We start from the raw sequence: 906 nt of genomic DNA on the forward strand, positions 1-906 counted from the left end.
CGTGGAGCTGGCGGTCGAGAAGGAACTCGGCTTCAACGGCAAGAAGGACATCGAGGCGTACGGCATCGCCGAGTTCAACGAGAAGTGCCGCGAGTCCGTGACCCGGCACACCGACGCCTTCGCCGAGCTGACGACCCGCATGGGCTACTGGGTCGACCTGGACGACGCGTACCGGACGATGGACCCGGAGTACGTCGAGTCGGTCTGGTGGTCACTGAAGGAGATCTTCGGCAAGGGCCTGCTGGTCCAGGACCACCGCGTCGCCCCCTGGTGCCCGCGCTGCGGCACCGGCCTGTCCGACCACGAACTGGCGCAGGGCTACGAGACGGTCGTCGACCCCTCGGTGTACGTCCGCTTCCCGCTCACCTCCGGACCGCTGGCCGGCGAGGCCTCCCTGATCGCCTGGACCACCACGCCCTGGACGCTGATCACCAACACCGCCGTCACGGCCGGCGCCGACATCACCTATGTCGTGGCCTCCGACGGCGAGGAGAAGGTCGTCGTCGCCGAGGCGCTCATGGCCACGGCTCTCGGCGAGGGCTGGGAGGCGACCGGGCAGACCTTCACCGGCGCCGAGATGGAGCGCTGGACCTACCGTCCGCCCTTCCAGGTCGTGCCGATGGACGGGGCCCACATCGTCCTGAACGGATCGCACGTCACGACCGAGGCGGGAACGGGTCTCGTCCACACCAACCCCGCGTTCGGCGAGGACGACTACAAGGTCTGCAAGGCCTACGGACTGCCCCTGGCCAACCCCGTCCGCCCCGACGGCACCTTCGAGGACGGCCTCGACCTTGTCGGCGGTCAGTTCTTCAAGGACGCCGACGCCACCGTCCTCAAGGACCTCCGGGCCCGCGGTCTGCTCTTCCGCCACGAGGACTTCGAGCACAGCTACCCGCACTGCTG

Annotated in this window: 1 protein-coding gene; it reads left to right on the forward strand. The window is 68.7% G+C overall.

Features of this window, described 5'->3' with window-relative positions; genetic code table 11:
- The coding region (locus VT52_RS35075) for a class I tRNA ligase family protein (RefSeq protein ID WP_143071004.1) at positions 1 to 906 on the forward strand (906 nt) is incomplete at both ends.

Origin of the sequence: Streptomyces malaysiense, assembly GCF_000980885.2 — a bacterium.
GTDB classification, from domain to species: domain Bacteria; phylum Actinomycetota; class Actinomycetes; order Streptomycetales; family Streptomycetaceae; genus Streptomyces; species Streptomyces malaysiense.